Origin of the sequence: Gracilimonas qinghaiensis, from assembly GCF_046602855.1 — a bacterium.
GTDB lineage: Bacteria > Bacteroidota > Rhodothermia > Balneolales > Balneolaceae > Gracilimonas.
In genome coordinates this window covers 757,950-781,595 of the sequence record NZ_JBKINJ010000002.1, presented here as the reverse complement: position 1 = coordinate 781,595, position 23,646 = coordinate 757,950, and the positions used below count along the sequence as shown (strand labels likewise).

Here is a 23,646-nt window from a genome sequence, read left to right as displayed (position 1 = left end):
CCTCAACCGGTAGTTTTATTCTTTAAAAGCTTTAAAAAGATAAAACTCCCAATATTTATATCTCCACTCCTTTTCAACCATTACACGGAAGGTTCTTTCATTCAGCATCTTTCTGGTTTCTGTGGCCGACCTAGTGTTGATAATTTCAGGTACCATTTTACTGATTCCGTAGTTGATCAAACTAAACAGTCCTGTCCTGTTCCAGTCTAATAGGTAAAAACAACCATCGGCCTTTAAAACCCTATGTATTTGATGCAATGCCTTTTCTTGCTCTGCATAATTATGAAAGGCACTCATCGATATTACGATATCAAAAGCAGAGTCTTCAAAACCCAGTTCTTCAGCAAAAAAACACGTGAAATTTAGATCTACCCTACCCTCAAATCGCTGTCTTGCCAGCTTGAGCATTCCTGCCGACACATCATTAAGAGTCATTGTATCAAATTCATATTCTGCCTCTATCAGATGTTCCGCAAACAAACCCGTTCCTGCACTTACATCAAGTATCTCATCATCCGGGTTACTTTTAAATTCGGCAAGCAATTTTGCGTGCGTATGATCCAGATAATTCGCCCATGTTTCCTCATAGTTACGGGCGTCTTTAGAATAAGATTCTGAGGTTAGCTTTTTACTCAATTTTTTACCGGCAATTTGATCTCAATCTCACCGGCCTTACTCAATTGCAGTATTACTGACACGGAATCCCCGGTACTCAGGTTCTTATCAAGCTGAATAAGCATGACGTGCAAACCACCTTGCTTAAAAACCATTGTATCTTTGGGCTGAACCGAGAGATTTTTTTTCTCACGCATTCCCATCATCCCGTCTTCTGTCTCATATGTTTCATGGATCTGGGTCAAGGCTGCAACGGCACTGCTAACTCCAAGTAGGGTGTCAGGCTCATTAAGTTTATTTGTATAGGTAAAATAGGCAGCGCTTGTCCCACCACTTGCTGCTGGCCGTACTCTTTGTTCTACCGGTTCTTCAATGACACCCGCTTCTGTTTCCTGTTTTTTTTCAGTACTACAAGCCGAAACCAAAATGCCTAACGCCAATAACCCAATTAATAAATTTCTCATCGTACTCTATTTAGATCTTCAACTACAATTGATGGTACTACTTTCTGGCTCCCACCGTATTCAAAAATAACCCGCGATTTTTTATCGAGCACCATGATCTTGTCGGAGTGGTTAATAAAATACAACTCACGTCCATCTTCAGTGGTCTGAGTCATAGAAACCTGACTTCGTACCCTGGCGCTATCCATCAAGGCAAAAACTTCAGTTGAATCACCAGTCAGAAATGTAAACCCCTCATCTATTCCAAATGAGCTGGCGTATTGCTTCAGGGTAGTGGGCGTATCACGCACCGGATCAAAAGTGGCAGCTACAAATTCAACATCCTCAGGGTAGTTCAGATCTTTCTGGATCTTCATCAGGTTCTGAGTGATGAGCGAACATATATCAGGGCAGTTGGTATAAATGAATCCCATGACAACGTATTTTCCCTGAAAATCGTCTGGGAAAGACACAGCAGCACTGTCCTGATCCATAAGCTGGAATGAAGCATCCCCCATGTCGTCGATCACGTCCGGGTTTCTGCTACATCCGAAAAAAAGAATTGGGAGTATAAAAAGTAAAAGTTTTTTCATGGTTTGAATGTAAGGAACTTCGCGAATAACTTTAAGATTGTGACAACAAGTATAAACCTTTTTAAAAATCCGGAATGATTAACAGAGTTAAATTCTTAAGTGCCACATTTATTACAATTTTGATCTTTATAAGTATTGCGTGTGAACCTCAGCCATCTCAGAAAGTTGTTCCTGAGGCCGAAACTCATATGGATTCCGAGGAGAACTATGCTAACACAGTTCCTCTTATCTACCATATGTCTTTCATTCAGCGCTATAGTACCAAATTGTATTTTGCAGGTTTGGAAGAGAACTGGGGATTGGCAGATATCTACGCACACGAACTGGAAGAGCTGTCTGAAGTGATCATTGAAGGAGATATGATAGACGACGGCATTAATATAAGCGACCTGATGAAAACCATGTTACCGCCACAGATCGAAAAAGTTGAGCAAGCTATCGATAATAAAAATCTGGCTATGTTCAAGAGAAGTTATGAGAATATGATACAAACCTGTAATCAGTGCCACCAAGAGGCTGACTATGGACTTGTAAAAATCACCATTCCTGAACAAAATCATTTTAATCAGGATTTTTCGGCACCTTCTCAGTAAATCGGATCAGTGTTGATGAAGAACTTCATGTTTATGAGCATTACAAGGCTCAACCTCAAACTCAAGCGTGCTGTGTGAGATATCATATTCATCATGCAGCACTTCTTTGATGGCTGATTTTATTTCTTCCATGAGGGGCAGATCTTCCTTATGAATAACAATATGACTTTCCAGCAGAGTGCTTTCCTCGTCCAGCCTCCAAACGTGAACATGATGCACATCACATACTTTTTCTACTTTCTGCATAGACTCAGTCAGTTCAGAAATATCTATATTCCCGGGCTTAGCCTCCATTAAGATCTCGATGGCCTCCCGCAACATATGGTAGCTGTGCCACAAAATGTACGAGCCAATAATGAGCGTCAATATGGCATCTACAATATACCACTCGTACTTAATAATGAGCCATCCACCCACTATTACCCCAAACGATGAGATCGCATCAGCCAATATGTGGATGAAAGCTGCCCTCATATTCAAATCATCCTTAGAATTTTTCCAAAGTAAAGCAGCAGTTATAAGGTTGGCAGCTAAACCGATCATTGCCACCCATAACATCGTAAACCCATCAATTGTCTCAGGGACGAAAAACCTTTCAATCCCTTCTTTGATGAGGAATAAAGCCACAATTACAAGAGTGATCAAATTGACAAAAGCCCCAATTATTTCCGCTCTTTTATAACCGAAGGTCTTTGAAGAAGTAGCCCCTTTCTTAGCAATTTTCTTAGTCACTAATGTAGTTACCAGCGACATGGCATCATTGAAGTTATGTACCGCATCTGAAAGCAGAGAAAGGCTGTTAGCGATAATTCCACCTATCACCTGTGCCAGCGTGATACCGAGGTTTAGAAATATAGACACCCATAATTTCCAAATTGAAGAGTCATCTATCTTTGGATGATGGTGATGTTGGTGATTATGTCCCATTATGATTTATTATAGCCTGAGAGCTGTATAGATTCATTTTTAACAGTTTCCAATATTCCAAAAATATTGGATCGTCATTTTTTTAAATTCAAACAAGTTCTTGTCGAATTTTGATTTTAACCCAGATACCAGATTCCAAAACTTCCGATCAATGTGATCAAAAATAAGATATAAGCCTGTTTTACCGGTTTGTCCGGCAGATATTGGTACAAAGGGTTTTCCGTAAAGAATTGTTCCAGTTGCTCTCTTCTCGTTTTTTCGGTCTCATCCAGATCATCCTCTTTTTTAACCAATACTTCTGCATCGCCTTGGATCTCTTCCAGACTCTCATTTAAAAATCCGGCAATGGTATACTGATCTACTTTTCCAAGTTTACTTAAGATAAGATAAGAAGGCATTCCAACCATAAAAATTGCTATGCTAACCACTGTTTTATCCCAAACAGTAAGCTGCACGAATTCACCCAGCATCATGCTAATGAATGCGGCAAGCCCCATTATGCTGAGTAGCGCACTTAAAATAAGTCTCAGTTTCCAGTTTTGTATTCCTTCCAGAAGTATTTCAGATCCTTTCATATACTGCTAATCAAAATATTTGAAATGAATATGTGTAACGCTATGATAGTTATCAAGATTTTTTAGTCTTCCATTCATCCAATAGTAGACGCATGAGAGAACGAGCTGCAGATTTTGAAATTTTATCCAGTTTTTTCATGTCAAGCTGATCGTCAACTTCATAGGTTACGGCATCAATACCAAAAGTATGGTAAAACCAATTTTTGGCGATGGGTGAACTAGTATCAAATTCCTCAACGGTAAAATCTACGTCCTTGTTATCACCTTTAATGAAATTGATCCATTTTTGAGTGATATTATCAGGATCGGTCTTAATGTCCGTATTTATAGGATAAAATAAATTTTCATTTGTGGAATGAAAATCGATAGCGTAAAACATCCTTCTTTTATTGTGTCCCTTCATCCATGAAAGAGCATCTCGAACCACTTTTGTTTCAGGTTGATTGAAATTTTTCCAATCGCGGTTCAGATCTATCCCTCCCGCATTATGTCGCCAATGTCCAAGGTCGACTCCATCCGGATTGATCATTGGGAATGCTTTAACCACAAATGTATTCCTAAACTCTTTAGCCAATTCAGAATCAGAGGTCAATTCTTCCAGGAAACTAAGTGAGGCGAGATAGCCCGTCACCTCAGGTGGATGCTGCCTTCCCACTATAGCCAAAACAGGAGCTGTTTGATCAGGGTTCACCTCTGTAATCTCAAGCTCTAAGATCTCTCTTCCACTTTTAGAAATTCCGGCACTTCTCAGTTTCACAAAATCATGCCCGCTGATGTCACGCACAGCCAGATCTGCCTCTAGATCTGATGAGGTCTGAAGGGGTTGTGCCGATATATAAACCGGATCTTCACTCAGTTTCAGCTCTATGATAGCCGTGCCGTCAGTTGAATCAAATTCAAAAGACAATTCCTTATATTTAGTGAAATAGGTTGTTTCTAAATTATCTGCCTTATGTAATTTAGGAACATAACGATGTGTGGCATCCTGATAATTAATCATTATTTTAGCGGTCCTTAAGGTATCACTCCATATCTTAAAAGCATACCATGGGCTATTATTTATCGGAGCATTTTCCGGTTGTATAAAAACCTCAAATAAAGAATCATTTTTCATATAAAAATCATTAAGGCGAGCACCTTCAAATTCGTTTGAGACCCAAACTTTAGGCGAACCGGCTCCGATCACCCTCTTATATTGTGGGGTAAGTTCTTTATCAGTGGTATTTGTAACATCAGGCGGATCGTACGAAAAACCGGTAAATTCTTCAGTACTTTTACAGGATGACAACATTACTAGCAAAAATGCTACAATCAGTACAGAACGCATGTAAATAAAGACTTTTAAACTTTGGCATTATATCCTCAAAAAATCGGATAACGGCTACCAAGATAGCAAACATTCAGTTATACTTATTACTCAAATAGCAGCTTCTATTTCCTGACTTCTACCATGCATAAAGCAATTCAATTTTTCATTCTATTATTGGGACTTCTATTTTATCCTATGAATATGGCTTTGGCTCAGGATCAAGATGAAGAACCGGTTCAGCCCCGTGTGTGGAGTGTAGACTTCAAGGGTAATACCACATACGAAGACCTTGTGTTAAGTAAGATTATTCTGAATGAACCCCCGGGAAGGTTTAAAAAGCTGGCTTTTTGGAGAAAACCTGGAATGAAACTCAATGAGAATGAAGTACGCAGAGATGTGATCCGTATCGAAAGGTTTTACCAACGCCGGGGTTTTGATGAAGTTAAGGTAAGTTATGAGATACAATCTTTGAACAGGGAATGGAGAAAAGCTATTCTGTTCACTGTCACTGAAAATAAACCCATTCGCATCAAAGAAGTAAATTTTGACATCAAAGCCAATCCGAAAGACCGTGAATTGATCGTTACTAACGATCGGTTTAACACCATCAGAGAGCGATTACCTTATCGTAAAGGAGAACGGTATGAGGTCATAAATGAAGCTGATGTCAGAGCAAATCTGACCCGCGCTCTCAACAATCTTGGGTTCCCATATGCGAACAGTTCAATCGAGGCTGAAACAGACAGCGTTGCAAAATCTACCGTGGTTAATATCGAGGTTACTTCAGGAGTCAGGGCTCGATTTGATACTGTAACTGTAGAAGGTGAAGAATCGTTGGGAGCTAGGTATATAGCCCGGGAAACAGGTATCAAAGATGGCGAGTATTTCAGCAATGATCAACTTAGGGAAGCACAACGGGAAGTTTTCAGTCACCATTTGCTTCGCTTCGCTATCGTCTCCATACCCGATCAACCACAGGATTCCACCATCAGCGTGAATGTGAGAGTAAAGGAGGCTCCTCTACGTACCGTACAGCTTTTATTTGGGATCGGAAACCTTACACGGCTTGATAATGGCTGGGCCGATTTCTATAAACTGTTCAGAGGGCGGGCTTCATGGACTCACAGAAATGTTCGGGGAAAGGGTGAGCGTTTTACTATTTCAAGCAGTGCATCTGCCATTGAGCAGCGGCTAAGTACCGATTACCTGTTTCCCTACTTATTTAATACAAAGTCTTCTTTTGTAACCTCCCCTTTTATCAGTCATCAGCTTGAACCCTCCTACGAGATCTTCCGAGGTGGTTTTACAAACAGCTTTCTTTATCAATACAGCTCTAATCTAACCGGCTCTGTTTCATATGAATTTACGCTTAATAATGAGTCAACGCTTAGCTCTCAGGAAAGCCTTCCAGACAGTATTCAATCATATAATACCTCTTCGTTTAACCTAAACGGGTATTACTCTACCGGCTTGAACCGGGGACGGAGTGGCTGGTCTATTCAGCCTTTCTGGCAATTATCGGGTTTGTTCAGTGAATCTACTTTTAGCTTTCAAAAAGTTGGCCTCGATACCAGAAAGTTCACCCCCCTGACTGAAAACATTGTTTTTGCAAAACGGATCAACCTTGGAGCTATCTATTTCTCAAAAAATGATACACTGCCATCCAATATTCGATTATTCAGTGGCGGGACAAATTCCGTGCGTGGCTGGAACAGACAGGAACTAGGCCCCAAAAGAGCTATCCTTGATGCCGATGGTAACTTTGATCGTTATGTACCTATAGGCGGTCGCGCAAACTTCAGCTTCAATACTGAGTTTCGATTCAGGTTCGACAGCTTTATTAAAGGTTTTGGAATGGCTGCTTTCCTGGATGGCGGGCAGGTATGGCGTAATTTTGGAGACATCGCTTCCACTTCTATCCTATTTGGAACCGGGGCCGGTTTGCGCTATCAGTCACCGATCGGACCTGTCCGGGTTGACGTCGCCTATAAAGTAAATCCAACCGATAAAGACCTTCAACTCTATCAGGGTATTGATTATGGCAATGCCTGGGACCGATGGGGCATTCATTTTAGTATAGGGCAGGCATTTTAATGAGTGAAGACAAAAAACATATCTTTGAAAAAGTCTGGATTAAAAGAACAGCATGGACATTGCTTTCAGTTATTATTCTGCTGGGGGGTCTGCGATTATCCCTTAAGACGACATTGGTCCGTGACTTTGTTAAAAAACAGATCGTATCTGTGACAAACTCAACCATTAATGGAACCCTGGATATCTCGTCTTTGGAGGGTGATCTTTGGAATAACTTCAATATAACGGGTATCTCCTTAATTGATCAGAAGACTGATACCCTTCTTACTGTCTCAAAAGTTCAAATCAATCACTCTTTATTAAAACTGGTAACTCTTACCTATCAAAGTTCCCTTATAACCATCGATGGAATGAAGGTCTACCTGAAAGAAAACAGCTCCGGTGGTTTCAACGCACAGCAATTGATCCCACGAGACACTACTGAAACTGATAGTGGATCCCCTATTAATTTTGACCTTCAAGATATTCGATTACTCAACTCAGCGATATACGTAAACTCACCGTCTTATCTTCCGGATCAAAGATTATCTATTACAGACGTGAATGCACGTGCACAATTTAAACTGTTTGATGAATTCTCGGCCAGCCTCAGTAAACTGGATCTCAAGATCAATGAGGGTCGTTTACCCAAACCAATTGCTCTTTCTGCCTCTGCCGGTTACGAAGGTAAGCAGATCACCCTTAATGAATTGATCCTTGGAACAGGCAGATCATTTCTAGAAGCTAATGCATCCACTAACCTGAGGGATTCCACATTGAACGCGGCATTTCAGGCAGCCCCATTTTCTTTTACAGATCTCAAGCCTTACATCGATCAGCCTCTGCCTGATGAAAACCTGCAATTATCATTGACGGCTAAAGGAACTTTTGACTCATTTGATATTGAGATCTCAGGTGCCGGAACCGGGTTTGATGACCTCCAGTTTATCACAACTGTATCACTAAGTGAGCAGCCTTCCCTTAAGAAGATAGGGTTGAGCGGAAGCAATCTTGATATTAGATATTACACCGGTGATTCAGTAGACGCAAATATATCTAATTTTCAGATCACGGCTGAGGGTTACCTGGGTCGGGATCTGAAAAAAGCTGACTTGATCTGGGGATTTACACTGGATAATATCACCTACGAAAATTACAGACTCCAAACTCTGTTTGGTAGCGGGTCGCTAAAAAATGAAACCGTTTTAGCTAATGTGGAAATGCGGGACGGTCAGGAATCAATAGTCCTTAACACAGATGTAGAACAGATATTAAGTACTGACCCGGAGTGGGTATTAGATATAAGCGTAAGAAAGCTAAATCCTGCCCGCTGGATGAAAACTCCTGAAATGAGCGGTGTCGTTTCACTGAATGCCAGAGCCTCCGGAACAGGGTTTACCCTAAGTGAAACACCCTGGAAATATGCCTTCTTCAAGCGTAAGAATCCCGTTGTTACAGATGATCCATCTAATGCAGATTTCGGAGATCGAATATCACTTCGATCCAAACCAATCGAGCTGGCAGGCTATCGAATACCGGATCTTTCTGTTACCGGATCCATCAATTCTGATGAGATCACTACGAAGGGCTTCGTGGATCTGTTTGACAACAGGATCAATTTCAGGGCAGCCGTTCAGCAGCTTTTGCAGAAAAAGCGATCTTTTACATTCCAAACCTCGACAAGCTCTTTTAACATTGCCGACCTGCCTGACCTTGAATCATTACCAAGCTCAATAAACCTAAATGTAACCGGTAACGGCAGCTTTACCGACCCAGAAAACCTTAGCCTTGAAACATTGGTACAGATCGATTCGAGCTCTATCAATGGTGCCTCACTTGACTCCTTGACCATTGATGCAGAAATGCAGGATAATATTCTGAAAATCAGAAATGGCCAACTTGCCAGTGAGGTCATTGCAGGTAATTTTTCGGGGCGACGCAATCTTACTGACCGTACAGATCCGGACAATAACTTTAGCTTGAACATGGAAATTCTGAATCTTCAACCTATTGCGTCTATAGCAGAAGCAGACGTGCTTGAAGCAACCGGAACCTTAACAGGTAAAGTCAGTGAAGTCGTAGATAATGAGCTACTCTTTGATGGAAATATATCCCTGTCCGATTTTCAGTATGACTCCCTTTTTACGGCTAATAAAATATCCGGCTCAACTAAAATATCTATCCGCGATGAATATGGTTTCGACTTTACACTTAATATCGAACAGCCAATTATAAATGATGTGGCGCTTCAGGATATCACTTTGCAGACCATTGGAGTTTCAACCAATGAATTCATGTCAGGTTACTTCAATTTTGATATAATCAGTGAAGATGCCGGTGAGATCACACAATCAGGGGATTTTGCCGTCAACCTTAGCAACCTGAGAACTGAGCTAAGCTGGGATTTTCTGGAATTCAGAACTCAGGCACAGACACTTTCCCTGGAACAGCCGTTCAATCTGGTTTATGAAGATGCCAGTATCAAAACTGACACCCTGAGGTTAGGTTCAAAAGATGAAGCATACCTTAACTTTGCGGTTCCATATGCTGATACGCTTTCACAACGTTTCTGGATGCAGGCCAAAAACTGTGACTTTGGAGTTATCCAGGAAACCATCTTTGATGAACGTTTTGTAGACGGAGTCCTTTCCGGAGGTTTTACACTGGAAAATACGGACAGTACATTTACCGGAAACGGAGCACTAAATATTGAAAACCTGTCCTATCTTGGAACTCAGGCTGAACGCTTCTCTATAGATTTTCACCTCCAGGATGAAAGGTTAAGTGCCGGTTTGAGTATTATCATGCAAGAGGAAGAAAAAGTGGCCGGCAGATTTAATGTACCCTTTGTTCCGGAATCACCTGAAAGCTTATCAGATTCCTTTTTTAATGAGCCTGTTTCCGGCTCCTTCCAAATTTTCCCTATCCCTTTGGATGAAATAAAAGGCATCCTGGAGGAATTTCAGATCACACAAACGGATGGTATCCTTTCCTTTGAAGGAATGCTTAGTGGAACAGCAGGAGAGCCTGACCTTGGTGGTAATTTTACTCTAACCGAACCTACTCTTTCCGGTATTTCTATCGACTCAGCTTCTGCCAGTTTCAGCTACGATCATACTCAAAAAAATATTACCGCTCTTACGCGAATAGATGCCCGTGGGCAACGAGCCGCATCCATTGAAGCCAAAATTCCGATCTCGATGGACTTCAGAACCTTTGAGATTCAAATGCCGGGACCTGAAGATTCGTTAAGCATGAATCTTATCACTGATGATTTCAATATTTCAGTGTTCAATGATTTCCTCGATAAGCAGTTTACCAGAAACCTAAAAGGTACGCTTAATGCTGATGTCAATATATCCGGCACTAAGACGGACCTTAAATCAGAAGGACACCTAAGGTTAGACAAAGGACGATTATCAGTCCCAATTGCGGGGATTACGTTAACAGACATCAATTCGGAAATTCAACTTTTAGAAAACGGACATCTTGACCTCAACAGGTTCAATATGAAAAGCGGGAGTGGTAATTTTACAGCCTCAGGCGCCATTGAGCTCGAAGGAATCACCCCGACAAAACTTGATCTGAATGCAAAAGCAAGTCGGTTCAGACTTGCCAACACCGATAATTACAACCTCACCATTGACCTGAATAGTAATATTTCCGGAGATCCGCTTCGTCCAAAAGCCTCCGGCTCACTTACCATTAAAAACGGATTTATTTATTTACAGAATTTTGGTGAAAAAGCGGTAGAGGATGTACAACTTGAAGAAGAAGAGGCCTCTTCATTCAGCCCATATGATTCACTTGCCATGGATATGACCTTTGTGATAGAACAGGATTTTTTCATCCGTAACAGCCGGTATCTGGATATGGAGATCGAAATAAACGGAGAACTTGAAGCACAAAAACAAACCGCCGGTGAACTTCAGCTATTTGGCACCCTTGATGCCGGTGATGGTTATGTACGTCCGCTTGGCAAGCAGTTTAATCTCGAAGAGGGAAGATTCACTTTTAGCGGACCACTCGAAAATCCTAATATTCTTGTAAGTACCAGTTACATACCTCAAACGGCTCAAAAACAGGGCGATCCAATTACCTTGTATTACATTATCGATGGAACAGCGCAGGAACCGGAATTTCGTTTTGAGAGTGAGCCTCAGATGGAACAGCAGGATATCATATGCTACACCCTCTTTAATAAACCATGCTATGCCCTGGATTCCTGGCAACAGGTGGTTAGTGGTGGCGGCGGATCATCTCCGACCGATCTACTGATGGGAGTACTTTTGGATGAAGTGGAAGCTCTGGCTACTCAGGAACTTGGTATTGATGTAGTTCAGATCGAAACCTTAAACACCGGATCTGATGCCGGCACAACCACCTCCATCAAAACCGGGTGGTATTTGAACCGGAGAACCTTTTTTGCCATCATCAATGAGATCACCGGAACAACCCCTGAAACCATGTTCATTCTGGAGTACATGTTAAATAATAACCTTGATCTCATTCTGACTCAGGGTGATGAACGGCAGCAGGGAATTGACCTTCGCTGGCATTACGACTATTGATCAGTGTTATCCGTGTTTAAGTGCCTAAGTGTTACGGTGTTAGGATAGTATTACATGCCCTACACCATAACACTTAAGCACGGTAACACTTAATTTCTACATTGTTCACCACGGCAGCACTCTTCTGCATTGGTTCCACAAGCCGCACATTGCCCGTGACCATGCACCCAGATCAATTCTGCTTCCTGCCCACAAAACAGGCATCTTCTTTTAGCTGATCCTGCTTGCTGAGTTTCTTCCTGAGCTTTAGTCTTGCGTGAGTTCATCATAAGCAACCTGTACGTTAGCACTTAAAGGCAATCTCCAGCCGGGAGCCTTAAATTCCTCAAACCCATCCAAAGTTTCAATATCTGCCAGCTCTTCTTTTGTTCTTCCGGCCTCAATTCCATTTTGAGTGTATTCGATCAGAGCTGTTAAAAAGTCCCTCTTTACCTTAAGTTCATTCCTTGAACCTGTGATCCCATAATCAGAATTTCCGTGTCCAAAGATATATATTGCATCCCTAGGCAGTTCATCGGCCACGGTTTCAAGGGTAGTGATCCAGTTAGAAATGGAAGCGCCTGAAGCCCTATCGATGAAAGGATGTGCTCGGTTGAACATGAGATCACCCATATGAGCTACATTGGCTTTCTCAAAATACACCACGGAATCTCCACCGGTATGGGCCGGTCCATAGTGTTTCAGGTGAACGGTCTCATCACCAATACCTTCAGACCAGGATGTTTCATAGATTGTATCCGGGTAAACCTGGGCATCAACCGCCTCCTGACCATTTCTTTCAGCTGCTGCTTTTTGCAGATCAGGAACGTTCTTATGTGCTACAATACGGGTCACCTTTCCTTCAAAAGCAGGATTACCTGCGGTATGATCACCATGGTGATGTGTATTGACTAGCATATCAAAAGCCACATCTTTCATCTCTTCAAGTCCTGATATACAATTCTGAGCTGATTCCGGAAACTGTGAATCTACAACGATGATACCTTCCTCGTTAACCAACCATCCGATGGTTCCGCCTCGCCCAATAAAGGTTCCTACGTTTCCCCTTAGAGTTGCAAAAGGGCTGTTTTGTCCAAAAGCCAGCAGTTTATGAAAAGGAAGAGTAGCTGCAGCACTCATTAGGGCTGACTTAAGCAGAAATTCACGTCGATTCATAGGAGATTCGTTTAATTGTGGTTCTATACGGTGCAATTAACGAAAAATATTTCAGTTTTCATTCCCCGGACTTTCCTGGTGGTCATCTTCTGCCAACGCAGAGCGTCAGGCTTGAGGCCAAGTCTGAGTATCACCAATAACTCAGCTCATACCTCTATATCGTCCGGGTTTGTGGTTTATAGCAAGGATGATATTAAGGGCTACGGCAGCAAGTACGGAAAAGGCAAGTGCTTTCCAGTCAACCACAAAGAAAGCAGCCAGAATGATCAGTGTATCAGCTACCATCTGAAACTTCCCGGCACTGATCTGAAAGTACTCCTGTACATAAATAGAAAGGATATTCAGTCCACCAAGACTTGCTTTATGCCGGAAAAGCATCAGCAAACCACTCCCGATCAGGAAGCCTCCAAAAATGGCTGCAAACCAAGGGTTAATCTCACCAAATTCAAATATCGTTGGAATGAATTCGGTCAGGAAAGAAACTCCAGAAACCGCAATGAAGGTCTTGATCGTAAAATCCCACCCTAGTTTTTTAATGGCCAATACATAGAACGGCAGGTTGATCACAAAGAAAATGGGACCGAAAGTCAGCGAAGTGGTGTATTGCGTCAAAAAGGCCACGCCGGCGGTTCCGCCTATCAGGAAATTCATGTGCGAAAAGATCGCAATACCGAATGCTGCCAACAGCGAACCAATGATGATACCCTGAATATCATCCACTACCGAGTGCTTGTCTATACCCTCAGCCTTCTTTCCTTGCTCTTCTTCTACTAGTGTTTCCCTATTCGTGATCTCGTTTTCTTTATCAGTGTTCATTTAAGTCAGTTGGTCGTCTCTGATCAAAAGCAGGATCGCTGCATGTGGTACGATCAGATACGTTTCGTTTTCAAATTCAATTTCATGTGCTTGCTTTTTCAGGAAGATGGCTAAATCACCCTCCACCGCCTGCATACCAATGTATTTTGTATCGGTGCTGCCTTTCCATGTTTCTTCAATATCAGTGTTGGGAATCGGATAACCGGGCCCTGTTTTAAGGATGTAACCGCTTTGGATCTCCTCTTTTTCCTTCACGGAAGCCGGAAGAACAAGACCGCTTCGCGTATGTGTTTCCATATCACGTGGTTTGATAAGAACACGGTCTCCAACCACAACAAATTTCTCAATTGAGTTCAGATATTCCTGTATCATGTCACTACAAAATTTTTGATTAAAGATACGGAATTTGAGACTTATGAAAACCGTTAGAAAAGTTCACATTTCAAACCAAAAGCACTTAATTGCCTTAAATGAATAAACATTCGAAAAGCGATCTGATGCACAACAAACTGGTGGTCATCACCGGTGCAAACTCCGGAATTGGTTATGAGACCACCAAAGCTCTTGCACAAAAAGGAGCTTTTCTCGTTATGGTCTGCCGGAACGAGGATAAGGCGGAATCAGCCCGAAAAGAGATCATTGAAGAAACCGGTAACTCGGGTATAGAGATCGTTCTATGCGACTTTTCCATACAGGCTGAGATCCATCAGGCAGCTGAAAAGATCAACGAGCATTATGAAAAGATCGATGTCCTTATCAACAACCATGGTTTTTTAGCCTCAGAAAAAGAAGAAACCGTAGACGGACTTGAAAAGACCTTTGCCGTCAATCACATCGGTTATTTCTTATTCACCAAGTTACTCCTCGACAAGGTCAAAGCAGCTGACAGTGGCCGGATCATCAGCGTTGCTTCTGAAGCACATCGTGCCGGAACCTTTGATCCCGAGAACATTCAGCTTCGGGAAAATTACTCCCCCTGGAAAGCTTATGGCAATTCCAAGTTGTACAACATTCTGTTTACCAAAGAGCTCGCCAATCGCCTTGTGGATACCAATGTAACCGCCAATTGCCTGCATCCCGGCGTGGTGGCATCCAATTTTGCACAAAGTGGTAGCTGGATCATGAAAACGTTATTCACCATTGGTAAACCGTTTTTCGTTTCACCGAAAAAAGGAGCAGAAACGTCCATATACCTGGCTACCTCACCTGAGGTTGAAAACACCAATGGAGCCTATTTCAGAAATAAAAAAGTAGCGACACCTTCTTCTATTGCGCGAGATCCTAAAGCAGCCAAAAAACTCTGGGATATCAGTGAAAAACTGTGCTGTGTTTAAGTGGTATCGGCAACTTCATTTGAAGTTAAGCTTGGTAATAACAATTCCGACCAACATGACCACCGCAGAAATGATAATGGGGACATAGTCACCTGTACTTACGGCAATATCCGCCCCAAAAGCTTCAAATGAGTCCGACTCTTCGTAGTATTGCCATCCGTAATAAACGATACCCAAAACACCCCCTATGGCCAGTATTCTTCCTATTGTTTCTTTCATGATACTCCGAATTTTATTCTGATTTCTTTATATAACCCGATTTAGGATACTTTGTTTCGGTAATAAATTCAATTAAAGCTGCATAAAAATATATCGACCCATAAAAAAAGCCCCTACGCTCTGTAAGGGCTTGCAAAAAAGTCTCTAAAACTAGTACCTGTTTTCCTAATTTAGGATCGCATTGGTTAGCTTAGTAAGAGGAATAAACACTGGTTGACCCGTCGTTATGAACCAGAAGTACATCATAGCTTTCCGGAGTACGCCCCGGTGTTTCCATTCCAGGTGACCCGATCGGCATTCCCGGCACTGCCAGTCCCACAGCATCAGGTTTTTCTCTAAGCATACGCTCTACATCAGCTCTCGGTACGTGACCTTCCACCACATATCCTTCCACGATGGCTGTATGACAGGATGCAAGCTCTCGGGTAATTCCGTTGTCGCGCTTCACTTGCATCAGTACAGGAACCGGAACTTCTTCCACGGCAAAATCACCTTCATACATGTGATCACCCCATTTTGTACAGCACTGGCAACCTTCATTCTTATACATGACCACTTCAGTTCCGCTTTTAAACAGGTCGCTGGGTGAATCATTACCCGGCCAGAATAAAAAGGCGGCTACACCGGCAGTTATCAGTAAACCTAGGATCAGGATCTTGTTATTACTCATAGCTCTAATAAATAAAATTTTTGAATAGGATTTCGATAAAGATAACCTTCTTACAGGAAATTTGTTTTATTCTGAATTATGAAAGTTTGTTAGGGTGGTTTTCGTTCGGTATGGGTGGAAAGTTAGACTGGAATTGGATAGCATGAGGCGGAGCCTCAATCTTTCATTCCGGAGCGGAGCACCGGAACGAGTACAACGATTACAGATCATTCATAGGTATGATTACCAAGCCTATTCATTCATCAGACGAACTTAAAGTCGTCAGATGAAGACCGAAAATCGTCCGACCACTGAAAAATGCCTGCCTTTTTTCTTTTGCTACGAAGTGATCTGACGATTGATTAAAATCATTCTCTATGTTCAATCCAGCTCCGCCTTCCCCAATCGCTTGGAGTTGAGCACCACGTTAATAGAACTAAAGGCCATGGCTGCCTCAGCCAGTAAGGGATGCAGCATACCCACCACGGCCAGGGGTATCATGATCAGATTGTAGAAAAAGGCCCAGAAGAGGTTTTGCTTGATCTTGGTAAAGGTAGCCTTGCTGAGATTGATCGCCCGCAATACACCTGGTAGATCGCCTTTTACGAGTACGATATCGCCTGATTCTATGGCCACATCCGTTCCCGTTCCGATGGCAATGCCCACATCTGCCAGGGTCAGCGCCGGGGCATCGTTGATGCCATCGCCAACCATGGCTACCACTTTACCTGACTGCTGCAGTTTCCGGATCTCATCTGATTTCTGATCCGGCAATACCTCAGCGATCACTTCATCAATACCGACCTTTTCGGCGATGGCTCGACCGGTTTTGGCATTATCACCCGTCAGCATGATCGTTTTTAATCCCAGCTTTCGAAATTCGCTAATAGCCTCCAGGCTGTCTGACTTTACTTCATCGGCGATACCCAGAATGCCCAGCAGATCTCCGGATCGGCATACATAAACGGCTGTTTTGGCCTCTTCTTCAAGTTGTTGTTTTTGCCGGGCTCTCTCATCGGTGATCTCTGCACCCAGTTCTTCCATCAGTGATGCCGTTCCCACTCCAATGGCTCCCTCACCAATTATGGCTTTCACTCCTTTTCCGGTAATACTTTCAAAGCCGATCGATTTCTTTAGCTCCATACTTCCTTCTGAAGCTGCATTCACCACAGCCCGGGCCAGCGGATGCTCTGAGTTGTTTTCAACAGAGGCAGCCAGATTAAGCAGCTCGTTCTCGCTCATATCCCCAAATGTGATCACATTGGTCACTTCGGGCTTCCCCTTGGTGATAGTTCCTGTTTTATCCAACACAATGGTATCTACATCTTTCATTCGCTGTATGGCTTCTCCCTTACGAATCAAGATGCCATTTTCAGCTCCAAGTCCTGAGCCGACCATAAGTGCTGTCGGCGTGGCCAGTCCCAGCGCACACGGACAGGCAATTACCAGCACCGCGATCATCGCATAAAAAGCCAGGGCTGTGGAACCAAGATCAGGATTTACCCACGGAATGAAATCAGACGCCCAGATCACCAAACCACCGAAAAAGTCCGGAAAGACCAGCCAGGCTGTTAGAGTTGAGAGGGCCAGCAACAGTACCACCGGTACAAAGACGTTGGTCACCCGGTCGGCAAAATCCTGTATCGGGATCCTGGAGCCCTGAGCTTCTTCCACCATTTTGATCACCTGATTCAGAAAGGTATCCTTACCGATCTTGGTCGCTTTAACTTTAAGCACACCATTGGTATTCAGGGTCGCCCCGATCACCTCATCACCTTCGGTTTTCTCCACCGGCATGGATTCGCCTGTCGCTATGGATTCATCCACGCTGCTCTCTCCCTCTAAAACCTCACCATCCGTAGGGATCTTTTCTCCGGGGCGAACAAGCATCACATCCCCGATATTCAATTGGTTCACAGGGATCTTCACCTCTTCCCCATCTCTTATAACGGAGGCTTCCTTGGCACCCAGGGTCAGTAATTTTCTGATGGCCTGCGAGGCACTCCCCTTGGCTTTCGTCTCAATGTATCGGCCGGTGAGGTGGAAGGCCATGATCATACCGCCTATCATGGCAAAGCTGTGGAAATCAGGCCCGATCCCGAATGCATGTAACAGCTTCACAAACCCTGTAGACAAAGCTGCAAGAGAACCCATTGCGATAAGAACATCCATATTCGGGCTTAGGTTCTTGGTTGACCGCCAGGCACTCTTCAGAGTTTCCCATCCCGGTACAAAAATGGCATAACCTGACAACAGGATCATTCCGGCTTCCATACCGATCATACCAAATAACATATAATCGGCGATCCACATCGGTAGCATCCATGCCAACATGATGATAGTCGGGATCCAGGACCACACCATGTTTCTGCGTGCTGTATCCAGTTTCTTTTGCTCCCGTTGCTCAGCCTGTTGGGCTTTATCTTCGGTTTCTTCTGATTGCTGACGAACCAGTGTGAATCCGGCTTTGGTGACGGCCTCATCAAAAGTCTCTATAGAGATATCTCCCTCATATTCAACCGTAGCAGATTCCGTAGCGAGATTCACCTGTGCAGACTCCACTCCCTCCAGGGCTTCCAGTTGTTTATCTACGGCATTCACACAACCGGCACAATGCATGCCATCAATTTGAAACGTGGTTTTTTTCATGGGTTTCATTCTTTCATTTTTTACTGCCTATTGGTTAAAAACTACGACGTTGTCACACTGGACCTATTATTATATTTTTGAAGAAACTTATTGAACATCAAGAGTCTCAAACAAGATCATACATCTAAGTCCAAAAATAAGTTGAGATCCTTCGCGATCATCATTAAATCCTTTGTTACTATAACAGCGCTCAGGATGACAACCATCGGGAATGGTTCTTAAAAGAAGTTGTCATCCCGAGTGTGTACCAAGTTCCTAATAGTGATAATGTCTAACACGAGGGATCTCAAGGCATGATATAGCTCTTAATTTAGTTTGAAATACCAGTCATTTGGTATCCGGCTTCTTCCACGGCTTTCCTGAAGTCATCCTCTTTTACTTCATTCTCATCGTAGTCAACTTCAGCAATGCCCTTTTCTAAATTTGCGATCGCTGTTTTAACGCCGGGCAAAGCCGAAAGTGTATTTTCGATGGTATTAACGCATCCGGAACAACCCATTCCGTCAATATTTAAGGTTATGGATCTCATAGTGTTTTTCTTTTAGGGTTAATTTTTCAAATCAAAGATACTGATGCTGAAGTACTCATAAATGCTGAATCCGTACTGAGGTTTATCAAATTTTGTCCTACCAATTAAACCAACTTTTTCAATATTTCTCCCCCAAAGTTTTTATTCTCTCATCCTCCATTTGTCAATTCAGAATCATCAAGATCCTATGAAGCGTTTATTTAGTGCCGTTTTACTGCTATTGTTCATTGGAGCCGACCTCAGTGCTCAGGCTCAACAATTTCCCGATGAATTAACCCTTAAAGATATTTTCCATGAACCCTTTATTCCGGGTACCCGGCCTTCTTTTTCGCATTTTTCTCCCGATGGCAAAACCATTTATTTCAGCTGGAGTGATTCAGCCACCTCAGACCGTGACCTGTTCCAGGTTGGATTAAGCGGCAAAAATCAAAAGGAAGCACCTGAGGATGTTGTTCGTAATTATGAATTATCTCCGGATGGCAAACACGTTCTGTTCACGAAGGATGGGGATCTGATCCTGGCCAATTCAAGGTTTGAGAACCAAAGAGTGATCGTGGCTTCCAAGGGATTTGACTACAATCCGGTTTGGAAGCAGGATGGCACTCAGTTTGCCTTTGTGCAAAATGGAGACGTTTGGATATCCGGTGTAGAGGATGCCTTCATCAAGCAGATCACCGCAAAAGATGAAGATGAACCGAATTACAGTGTCTCAGGTTGGGCCGGTAATAAATTATTACTCAATCAATTTGATAACTCCGATTACACGGAATATTACTTTCCGGAATATGCCGGCCAATATGTGCAAACGGGTGCTACCCGAAGGGGGATCCCAAACCGGATTATTTCCGTTGCCCCGGTGGACAGCGGTGAGGTCCAAGTGATCCTGGAGCATCGCGGATATGTCAGTACGGACATCAGCGCAACCGGCAAGCATATAGCTTTGGATATCATCGATGCACCTATGAAGCATCGTCGCATCGAGGTATTTGATACTGAAGGTTTATCTTCATTTACCTTATTCGAGGACTCCACAAAAGGGTGGCTTTATAATACTAACATGGAATTTGCGCCGGCTACCGAACGTCTGATGTTCCAAAGCGAAAAAGACGGATGGAATCATATTTACACGATCAATCCTGACGGAACCGGTTTCGAACAGCACACCTTTGGGGAATACGACATTCGCTGGGCTAGATGGCTTGATGAACGAACCATTGCGATGGCAAGCAATGAAATGGATCCCGGTGAAGTGCAGCTTTACAAACTTGATATCATCAACAATCTTCCCACCAAACTGACTTCAGCGGAAGGCTATCGACAGGATTTCGACCTCAGCCACGATCGGCGATACATCGTGTACAGTAAAACCTTCTTCAATGAGCCATTTGACTTATTCCTGATTGATACAAAGATCCCGCAAAGAGAAGTTCAGCTCACAAATTCCGTTCCCGAAGCCTTTTATGCGTATGACTGGCAGAAGGAAGATTATGTCCGCTTCACGGGTAGAGACGGAAACACTAAACTGTCCATGTCTGTTTTGAAACCTGAACGCAGAAATCCTGATGGCAATCCGGTAGTTGTGTTTGTTCACGGAGCAGGCTCTCTGCAAAATGTGTACAAAGGCTGGTCAAACAGCTATTGGCGCGAATATATGTTCCATCAGTTTTTGACCCATCAGGGTTATTATGTGATAGAGGTGGATTACCGCCACAGTACCGGATACGGACGTAAATTCCGTGAAGACGTAACCAACTGGATGGGTAAATACGAAACCGAAGACATAGAGGACGGTCTCGCTTTTCTTGCTGATAATTATGATAAAGCCGATACCTCTCGTGTGGGAATTTACGGTGGCAGTTATGGCGGATTCATGGCCTTGTATGCCGTAGGTGTTTCTCCCGAACGATTTGATGCTGCAGCCGCCTTACGATCGGTCACCAAGTGGGAAAATTATTACTACACCAACCCATGGTATACTCTGCCCCGACTCGGTGATCCCGAAGAATTCCCTGAGCACTACGAGCGCAGCAACCCACTAACATACGCCGATTCACTTGAGCGTCCTGTTCTCCTCCTGCATGGACTTATTGATAATAATGTAGGGTTTCAGGATGCGGTTCAGTATATCGAAAAACTCGTGCAAAGTGGAAATGAGAACTTCGAGATGATGATGTATCCAACCGAACGGCATAGCTTTCAGGATGAAGATGCATGGTATGATGAATACCGCCGAATCTATCATTTCTTTGAAAAACATCTGAAGGAAGGAAAAAAGTAATTCAGGAAATGCAGGAATAAAAGAATTTCGATCCATGGATACGAACCTTACAACCTGTAACTTAAACAGGCCTGTGTTTCTATATTTCATTATTCCCTAAAACTTTCCATAAACTGAATAACAAACCAAGCATGAAACTCATTGGTAAAATTGTGACCATTCTACTGATCCTTATTGTTACCGGTGCTATTTTTATAGCATCTCTGGGTTGGTATGTTTCTGAACCGGGATATAAAGGTCCTGTTACTGAGCACTTTAACGGTGAGACCTTTGAAAATCCGGATGAAGTTCCTGAAAAAACCTTCTTTGATGTTATGAAGTGGTACTTTCAGAGAGATCAAGGCGAGTGGACCCCGGTTCCTGAAAGTGAGATTACCTTTGCTGCAAAACCGGTTTCCAACGTAATCGATGGTATGGTCATTACCTATGTAAACCACTCTACTTTTTTGATACAGGTAGCCGGAGTCAATATCCTGACCGATCCGGTTTGGAGTGACAGGGTGAGCCCGGTTAGTTTTGCGGGCCCCAAACGATATCGCCCTGCCGGAGTCCGATTTGAAGACCTTCCCCGCATCGATCTTATTGTGATCAGCCATAACCACTATGACCATCTGAATCTTGAAACACTTAAAAAGATCAATGAAATCTATGAGCCTCGTGTGATCGCCCCGCTTGGAGTAGGACGCATGCTGAATAGCAACGGAATCAACAAGGTTTTTGAATTAAACTGGTGGGACAACAAAGTTATCGACAGTGACATTACGATCCATTCCGTTCAGGCACAGCACTTTTCAGCCCGTGGATTATTTGACCGTGATAAGACCTTCTGGAATGGCTATGTTATAGAAACCCCGGCCGGGAATGTCTACTTTGCCGGTGATACCGGTTATGGATCGTTTTTCAAAGATATCGGTCAGCGTTATCCTAACATCAAGGTAGGACTTATTCCGATAGGAGCTTATAAACCACGCTGGTTCATGAAGCCGATGCATGTAAACCCGGAAGAGGCCATTCAGGTCCATAAAGATGTGGGTGCTGAAATAAGCTTTGGCATGCACTTCGGTACTTTCCCTCTTGCCGATGATGGCATGAAAGATCCTGAAAATGACTTTTCCTCAGCAATGCAAAAATCTGAAAACCGAGGCGTCAATTTCAAGTTGCTCACGGAAGGGGATTCGTTCAGCATCAAGTAACTGTCTCAGCCTATATTTTTCAAATATCACTGTTCCTTAGTGGTGAAATTGTGGCTGGTGTTAAAACCTAAATTCACATTACAGCAAGATTCGAAACTGACAGGATCAACCAGGCCACTGTAAACGTTGACATGTATTCCTCAGTAGACAGTGGTTTTTTAATGATCCAGTAAAAAAGCAGCGGAAAGATCGACACTACCATGGCAAAAGAAAAATGCCCCAGCATGCTGAACGTCAAACCCAGTATCGTTACATTATTCGAAGTGATCAATGATACAATGAGCGTCAATATCACTAATATCAACCACCATCCTTTATGATCTCTAAATACTTTCATAGGTCATAGCCCCAAGTCTTGTATTCCATTATTAACTATTCATCCACTTTTTAAAATCTGAGGAACGACTGATACTGACAATGGCTCCTTCCTCATCCTGAACAGGTGGGTTTAGTTTCAGTTTGATCCGGCTTCTTGACCAGGCGATCATTTCCTCAATTGCATTCATATTTACAATGTATTTTCGGTTAATCCGAAAAAATACCTTAGGGTTCAAAAGGTCTTCGAGTGCATCTAAAGATTGGTCAATGGGTAAAACTTTATTATTAAAACTTCGGCAAAACACACTTTTATCCATGGCATAGAAATAGGCTATATCAGTAACTTCCACCTTTTTGAGTTTCTCGCCAATACTGATCAAAAATCGTTTTTTATAATCAGGTTTTTCCCCTTGATATATCGATCTCAGGGTTTCAAAATCTATGCTGAATGCAGATCTGAATTGTTCAAATTTCTCAAGACTTTCCTTCAATTCTATTCTACTGATAGGCTTCAGCAAGTATGAAATGCTGTTGTGCTTAAAGGCGCGGATGGCATATTGATCATAGGCAGTCGTAAAGATCAACGGTGTAGAAATGTGTACCTCATCAAAGATACTGAAGCTGAGTCCGTCTGACAATTGAATGTCAATAAAGATCAGATCTACAGTGTGTTCTCGCAACCAACTCACTGCCTCTTTTACAGATCTGATCTTAGCACGTACTTCTACAGACGGATCAATTTCATCTAACATCCTTTCCAGTCTTTCTGCAGCCAGGTCCTCATCTTCTATGATCAAAACATTCATT

22 protein-coding genes are annotated in these 23,646 nt (G+C 42.9%); 6 read left to right on the top strand and 16 right to left on the bottom strand.

Translation table 11 applies throughout. The features are described 5' to 3' along the window. Nucleotides 1-15: 15 nt before the first annotated feature. From ACKGJO_RS13355 to ACKGJO_RS13345, 3 genes are read right to left on the bottom strand one after another with little or no spacing between them, the layout of a single operon-like run. Nucleotides 16-636: a class I SAM-dependent methyltransferase gene (locus tag ACKGJO_RS13355; protein WP_411323942.1), complete on the bottom strand. Its 621-nt coding sequence runs from the start codon at nucleotides 634-636 to the stop codon at nucleotides 16-18. Then, on the bottom strand, nucleotides 633-1,079 hold the full coding sequence (locus ACKGJO_RS13350) for a copper chaperone PCu(A)C (RefSeq protein WP_411323941.1): 447 nt from the start codon (nucleotides 1,077-1,079) through the stop codon (nucleotides 633-635). The genes ACKGJO_RS13355 and ACKGJO_RS13350 overlap by 4 nt, the downstream gene beginning before the upstream one ends. After that, complete coding sequence (locus tag ACKGJO_RS13345) at nucleotides 1,076-1,651, bottom strand: SCO family protein (protein WP_411323940.1); 576 nt, start codon at nucleotides 1,649-1,651, stop codon at nucleotides 1,076-1,078. The genes ACKGJO_RS13350 and ACKGJO_RS13345 overlap by 4 nt, the downstream gene beginning before the upstream one ends. Nucleotides 1,652-1,725: 74 nt before the next feature. On the opposite strand from ACKGJO_RS13345, the gene ACKGJO_RS13340 reads away from it, so the two are divergent. After that, nucleotides 1,726-2,244: a hypothetical protein gene (locus tag ACKGJO_RS13340; protein ID WP_411323939.1), complete on the top strand. Its 519-nt coding sequence runs from the start codon at nucleotides 1,726-1,728 to the stop codon at nucleotides 2,242-2,244. 6 nt (nucleotides 2,245-2,250) lie between these two features. Here the strand turns inward: ACKGJO_RS13340 and ACKGJO_RS13335 are convergent, their stop codons facing one another. From ACKGJO_RS13335 to ACKGJO_RS13325, 3 genes are all read right to left on the bottom strand, one after another. Continuing rightward, nucleotides 2,251-3,171 carry a cation diffusion facilitator family transporter gene (locus ACKGJO_RS13335; protein ID WP_411323938.1) on the bottom strand — a complete coding sequence of 307 codons (921 nt, stop codon included), beginning with the start codon at nucleotides 3,169-3,171 and terminating at the stop codon, nucleotides 2,251-2,253. A 116-nt stretch (nucleotides 3,172-3,287) separates the two neighbouring features. Next, nucleotides 3,288-3,746, bottom strand: a complete 459-nt coding sequence (locus ACKGJO_RS13330) for a hypothetical protein (protein WP_411323937.1) — start codon at nucleotides 3,744-3,746, stop codon at nucleotides 3,288-3,290. A 52-nt stretch (nucleotides 3,747-3,798) separates the two neighbouring features. Further along, the gene (locus tag ACKGJO_RS13325; RefSeq protein ID WP_411323936.1) at nucleotides 3,799-5,073 is read right to left on the bottom strand and encodes a M14 family metallopeptidase; all 1,275 of its coding nucleotides are present in this window, start codon (nucleotides 5,071-5,073) and stop codon (nucleotides 3,799-3,801) included. 123 nt (nucleotides 5,074-5,196) lie between these two features. Here ACKGJO_RS13325 and ACKGJO_RS13320 point away from each other — a divergent pair, with 123 nt between their 5' ends. Beyond that, nucleotides 5,197-7,149 (top strand): BamA/OMP85 family outer membrane protein, encoded by a 1,953-nt coding sequence (locus tag ACKGJO_RS13320; protein WP_411323935.1) that lies wholly within the window; start codon nucleotides 5,197-5,199, stop codon nucleotides 7,147-7,149. Continuing rightward, nucleotides 7,149-11,699 (top strand): translocation/assembly module TamB domain-containing protein, encoded by a 4,551-nt coding sequence (locus ACKGJO_RS13315; protein WP_411323934.1) that lies wholly within the window; start codon nucleotides 7,149-7,151, stop codon nucleotides 11,697-11,699. The genes ACKGJO_RS13320 and ACKGJO_RS13315 overlap by 1 nt, the downstream gene beginning before the upstream one ends. Nucleotides 11,700-11,788: 89 nt before the next feature. Here ACKGJO_RS13315 and ACKGJO_RS13310 read toward each other — a convergent pair whose 3' ends face one another. From ACKGJO_RS13310 to ACKGJO_RS13295, 4 genes are all read right to left on the bottom strand, one after another. Next, the gene (locus tag ACKGJO_RS13310; RefSeq protein WP_411323933.1) at nucleotides 11,789-11,968 is read right to left on the bottom strand and encodes a hypothetical protein; all 180 of its coding nucleotides are present in this window, start codon (nucleotides 11,966-11,968) and stop codon (nucleotides 11,789-11,791) included. Beyond that, a complete protein-coding gene (locus tag ACKGJO_RS13305; RefSeq protein WP_411323932.1) occupies nucleotides 11,946-12,854 on the bottom strand; it encodes an MBL fold metallo-hydrolase in 909 nt (302 codons plus the stop codon). The genes ACKGJO_RS13310 and ACKGJO_RS13305 overlap by 23 nt, the downstream gene beginning before the upstream one ends. Before the next feature lie 141 nt (nucleotides 12,855-12,995). Beyond that, on the bottom strand, nucleotides 12,996-13,670 hold the full coding sequence (locus ACKGJO_RS13300; protein ID WP_411323931.1) for a YitT family protein: 675 nt from the start codon (nucleotides 13,668-13,670) through the stop codon (nucleotides 12,996-12,998). Next, nucleotides 13,671-14,042: a co-chaperone GroES gene (locus ACKGJO_RS13295; protein WP_411323930.1), complete on the bottom strand. Its 372-nt coding sequence runs from the start codon at nucleotides 14,040-14,042 to the stop codon at nucleotides 13,671-13,673. Between the two features lie 98 nt (nucleotides 14,043-14,140). Here ACKGJO_RS13295 and ACKGJO_RS13290 point away from each other — a divergent pair, with 98 nt between their 5' ends. Next, the gene (locus ACKGJO_RS13290; RefSeq protein ID WP_411323929.1) at nucleotides 14,141-15,004 is read left to right on the top strand and encodes an SDR family oxidoreductase; all 864 of its coding nucleotides are present in this window, start codon (nucleotides 14,141-14,143) and stop codon (nucleotides 15,002-15,004) included. Between the two features lie 15 nt (nucleotides 15,005-15,019). Here the strand turns inward: ACKGJO_RS13290 and ACKGJO_RS13285 are convergent, their stop codons facing one another. From ACKGJO_RS13285 to ACKGJO_RS13270, 4 genes are all read right to left on the bottom strand, one after another. Next, on the bottom strand, nucleotides 15,020-15,223 hold the full coding sequence (locus ACKGJO_RS13285; protein WP_411323928.1) for a hypothetical protein: 204 nt from the start codon (nucleotides 15,221-15,223) through the stop codon (nucleotides 15,020-15,022). Nucleotides 15,224-15,413: 190 nt separating this feature from the next. Then, nucleotides 15,414-15,893, bottom strand: coding sequence for a DUF411 domain-containing protein (locus ACKGJO_RS13280; RefSeq protein ID WP_411323927.1), 480 nt, complete (start codon nucleotides 15,891-15,893; stop codon nucleotides 15,414-15,416). Nucleotides 15,894-16,253: 360 nt separating this feature from the next. Next, nucleotides 16,254-18,521, bottom strand: coding sequence for a heavy metal translocating P-type ATPase (locus tag ACKGJO_RS13275; protein ID WP_411323926.1), 2,268 nt, complete (start codon nucleotides 18,519-18,521; stop codon nucleotides 16,254-16,256). 310 nt (nucleotides 18,522-18,831) lie between these two features. Beyond that, entirely contained in the window at nucleotides 18,832-19,050 is a 219-nt protein-coding gene (locus ACKGJO_RS13270) for a heavy-metal-associated domain-containing protein (RefSeq protein WP_411323925.1), read from the bottom strand. 187 nt (nucleotides 19,051-19,237) lie between these two features. Between ACKGJO_RS13270 and ACKGJO_RS13265 the strand changes: the two genes are divergently transcribed. Further along, nucleotides 19,238-21,328, top strand: coding sequence for a S9 family peptidase (locus ACKGJO_RS13265; protein WP_411323924.1), 2,091 nt, complete (start codon nucleotides 19,238-19,240; stop codon nucleotides 21,326-21,328). Nucleotides 21,329-21,459: 131 nt separating this feature from the next. Then, nucleotides 21,460-22,521 carry an MBL fold metallo-hydrolase gene (locus ACKGJO_RS13260; RefSeq protein ID WP_411323923.1) on the top strand — a complete coding sequence of 354 codons (1,062 nt, stop codon included), beginning with the start codon at nucleotides 21,460-21,462 and terminating at the stop codon, nucleotides 22,519-22,521. A 73-nt stretch (nucleotides 22,522-22,594) separates the two neighbouring features. Here ACKGJO_RS13260 and ACKGJO_RS13255 read toward each other — a convergent pair whose 3' ends face one another. Next, the gene (locus ACKGJO_RS13255; RefSeq protein ID WP_411323922.1) at nucleotides 22,595-22,858 is read right to left on the bottom strand and encodes a hypothetical protein; all 264 of its coding nucleotides are present in this window, start codon (nucleotides 22,856-22,858) and stop codon (nucleotides 22,595-22,597) included. A gap of 31 nt (nucleotides 22,859-22,889) precedes the next feature. Beyond that, complete coding sequence (locus tag ACKGJO_RS13250) at nucleotides 22,890-23,645, bottom strand: LytR/AlgR family response regulator transcription factor (RefSeq protein ID WP_411323921.1); 756 nt, start codon at nucleotides 23,643-23,645, stop codon at nucleotides 22,890-22,892. Nucleotide 23,646: the final 1 nt, after the last annotated feature.

Coding starts and splice junctions, on each gene's coding strand:
- ACKGJO_RS13350 (WP_411323941.1), bottom strand. CDS start 1,079: ATGAGAAATTTATTAATTGGGTTATTGGCGTTAGGCATTTTGGTTTCG.
- ACKGJO_RS13345 (WP_411323940.1), bottom strand. CDS start 1,651: ATGAAAAAACTTTTACTTTTTATACTCCCAATTCTTTTTTTCGGATGT.
- ACKGJO_RS13340 (WP_411323939.1), top strand. CDS start 1,726: ATGATTAACAGAGTTAAATTCTTAAGTGCCACATTTATTACAATTTTG.
- ACKGJO_RS13335 (WP_411323938.1), bottom strand. CDS start 3,171: ATGGGACATAATCACCAACATCACCATCATCCAAAGATAGATGACTCT.
- ACKGJO_RS13330 (WP_411323937.1), bottom strand. CDS start 3,746: ATGAAAGGATCTGAAATACTTCTGGAAGGAATACAAAACTGGAAACTG.
- ACKGJO_RS13325 (WP_411323936.1), bottom strand. CDS start 5,073: ATGCGTTCTGTACTGATTGTAGCATTTTTGCTAGTAATGTTGTCATCC.
- ACKGJO_RS13320 (WP_411323935.1), top strand. CDS start 5,197: ATGCATAAAGCAATTCAATTTTTCATTCTATTATTGGGACTTCTATTT.
- ACKGJO_RS13315 (WP_411323934.1), top strand. CDS start 7,149: ATGAGTGAAGACAAAAAACATATCTTTGAAAAAGTCTGGATTAAAAGA.
- ACKGJO_RS13310 (WP_411323933.1), bottom strand. CDS start 11,968: ATGATGAACTCACGCAAGACTAAAGCTCAGGAAGAAACTCAGCAAGCA.
- ACKGJO_RS13305 (WP_411323932.1), bottom strand. CDS start 12,854: ATGAATCGACGTGAATTTCTGCTTAAGTCAGCCCTAATGAGTGCTGCA.
- ACKGJO_RS13300 (WP_411323931.1), bottom strand. CDS start 13,670: ATGAACACTGATAAAGAAAACGAGATCACGAATAGGGAAACACTAGTA.
- ACKGJO_RS13295 (WP_411323930.1), bottom strand. CDS start 14,042: ATGATACAGGAATATCTGAACTCAATTGAGAAATTTGTTGTGGTTGGA.
- ACKGJO_RS13290 (WP_411323929.1), top strand. CDS start 14,141: ATGAATAAACATTCGAAAAGCGATCTGATGCACAACAAACTGGTGGTC.
- ACKGJO_RS13285 (WP_411323928.1), bottom strand. CDS start 15,223: ATGAAAGAAACAATAGGAAGAATACTGGCCATAGGGGGTGTTTTGGGT.
- ACKGJO_RS13280 (WP_411323927.1), bottom strand. CDS start 15,893: ATGAGTAATAACAAGATCCTGATCCTAGGTTTACTGATAACTGCCGGT.
- ACKGJO_RS13275 (WP_411323926.1), bottom strand. CDS start 18,521: ATGAAAAAAACCACGTTTCAAATTGATGGCATGCATTGTGCCGGTTGT.
- ACKGJO_RS13270 (WP_411323925.1), bottom strand. CDS start 19,050: ATGAGATCCATAACCTTAAATATTGACGGAATGGGTTGTTCCGGATGC.
- ACKGJO_RS13265 (WP_411323924.1), top strand. CDS start 19,238: ATGAAGCGTTTATTTAGTGCCGTTTTACTGCTATTGTTCATTGGAGCC.
- ACKGJO_RS13260 (WP_411323923.1), top strand. CDS start 21,460: ATGAAACTCATTGGTAAAATTGTGACCATTCTACTGATCCTTATTGTT.
- ACKGJO_RS13255 (WP_411323922.1), bottom strand. CDS start 22,858: ATGAAAGTATTTAGAGATCATAAAGGATGGTGGTTGATATTAGTGATA.
- ACKGJO_RS13250 (WP_411323921.1), bottom strand. CDS start 23,645: ATGAATGTTTTGATCATAGAAGATGAGGACCTGGCTGCAGAAAGACTG.